Source organism: Arthrobacter sp. CAL618 (assembly GCF_000468215.1).
In the GTDB taxonomy this organism is placed as follows: Bacteria; Actinomycetota; Actinomycetes; order Actinomycetales; family Micrococcaceae; genus Arthrobacter_D.
On record NZ_ASZW01000208.1, the window covers coordinates 38,359 to 40,283 of the forward strand.

Genomic DNA, 1,925 nt, shown 5'->3' on the forward strand with positions numbered 1-1,925 from the left:
CCCGTCCCGGCGAGGGTCCGGGGGATCGATTTGATCGTGAGGACGTTGTGGGTGATGTCCTCACCGGTGGCACCGTCGCCACGGGTCGCCGCTCGCACCAGTTCACCGTTCCGGTACAGCAGGTTGACGGCGAGTCCGTCGATCTTCAGCTCGGTCAACCATTTGATGGCGCTGCCTGGGCTGACCGATTCGACGCTCGCGGCAGCCCGGCTCACCCAGACGTCCAGCTCGGCCAGGGAGAAGACGTCCTCCAGGCTGTACATGCGTTGCAGGTGGTCGACGGCGGCGAAGGCCGAGGAGGCATCGCCGCCGACTTCCTGGGTGGGCGAATCGTTGGCGATCAGCTCCGGATGCAGTGCCTCGATTCTTTCCAGCCGCCGGAACAGCTCATCGAACTCCGCGTCGGAAATTGTCGGCGCGTTCTCGTTGTAGTAGGCGAACCGGTGCCGGCGCACCTCCTCCGCCAGGGAGTCGTATTCCTCACGCAGGGAATCGACCGGCGTCTGGTCCGCGGTAAGCTCTATGCCTGATTTGTCAGTTGTTCTGGCCACAGTCCTATCTTGCCTCAGTCCCCCGCACCTGCGACATCCACGACGATGACTGAAATGTTGTCTCTGCCGCCGGCCCGGAGCGCTGCCTGGACGAGGGCTTCGCTAGCATCCTGCGGGTGAGGGAGCGACGTGAGGAGGTCAAAGATCTGCTCGTCCCCCACCTCGTTGATCAGCCCGTCGGAGCACACCAGGATCCGGTCGCCGATGGCGGCCGGGATCAGCCAGAAGTCGGCGTCGATGTCGCTTCCGGTGCCCAAAGCGCGGGTCACCACGTGGCGTCGCGGATGGGTGAGTGCTTCCTCGGGGGTGATGCGACCGTAGTCGACGAGTTCCTGAACCTCCGAGTGGTCGATGGTGATCTGTTCCAGTCCGCCCTGGCTGAGGCGGTAGGTGCGGGAATCGCCAACGTTGAAAGCCAGCCAGTACGGGGCGCCGTCCTCCTGGACGAGGATAGTTCCGCTGAGGGTGGTGCCGGCGCGGCCGCCGGTTTCCGACCTGATCTTTTCGTCGGCGGTGACCAGAAGCTCCTGTAGTTCCTCGGGGTCCATCTCGGGGAACGGCTCTCCCACCAGCCGGCTATCCATCAGCGTGCGGATGCAGATACTGCTGGCGACCTCGCCAGCCTCATGCCCGCCCATGCCATCAGCCACCGCGAAGATAGGGTCAGCTGCGACCAGCGAGTCCTCGTTGTGTTCCCGGCGCAGGCCGACGTCCGACGCGAACCCACAGCTCACCGTCAGGTCCAGACCCGGTGTCTTGTCGGTTGTCATTTCCGTCCTACCATCTAGCTGCCGTCAATGAGGTGTGTCACGAAGTTACTTGGCTACCCTAGCCGAACCGCGCTCTGAGCCCGCGCCGGTGGTACTGCCACGTCCTCGCTGGAGCAGTATCTTCCAGCGGTCCGCTAATCGAGGATCAGCCCGGTCCCGGTGCCGCGGGCGAGCGTTACGGGGTGCACCTCGCCAAACCCTCTGATGGTGCGCGCCTTCTGCGGGATCAGGACGAAGTGTTCGTTGTCGCGCAAGGTGGCGGCGGTGGATGCATCGATCAGGACCGTCCCCGGTTCGGCCAGGGAGGTCAGGCGGGACGCCAGATTCACTGTCGGCCCATAAATGTCGCCCAGTCGGGACAGGATCCGCCCCCACACCAGGGAGACGCGCGCGGAGGGCAGCAGGTGGTCTTCGGTGAAGGCTTTGGCCAGGGCGAGGGAAATTTCGGCACCGGCTTCCGGGGACTCGGCGATGTAGAGCACTTCGTCGCCGATGGTCTTGACCAGTCTGCCGCCTCCCACCGAGATGATTTCGGCGCACACATTCTCGAAGCGCTGCACCAGGTGGGCGAGGGTTCGCTCGTTCATCTGGCGGGACAGGCTGG

Annotated in this window: 3 protein-coding genes; all 3 read right to left on the reverse strand. The window is 64.6% G+C overall.

Annotation, left to right across the window (positions count from 1 at the left end; genetic code table 11):
* A partial coding sequence (locus K728_RS22390; RefSeq protein ID WP_443110978.1) for a DNA ligase LigA-related protein occupies nt 1-551 on the reverse strand: 551 nt, incomplete at its 3' end.
* 14 nt (nt 552-565) lie between these two features.
* Nucleotides 566-1,321: a protein phosphatase 2C domain-containing protein gene (locus K728_RS0112640; RefSeq protein ID WP_024476946.1), complete on the reverse strand. Its 756-nt coding sequence runs from the start codon at nt 1,319-1,321 to the stop codon at nt 566-568.
* A 134-nt stretch (nt 1,322-1,455) separates the two neighbouring features.
* The coding region (locus tag K728_RS0112645) for an adenylate/guanylate cyclase domain-containing protein (RefSeq protein WP_024476947.1) at nt 1,456-1,925 on the reverse strand (470 nt) is incomplete at its 5' end.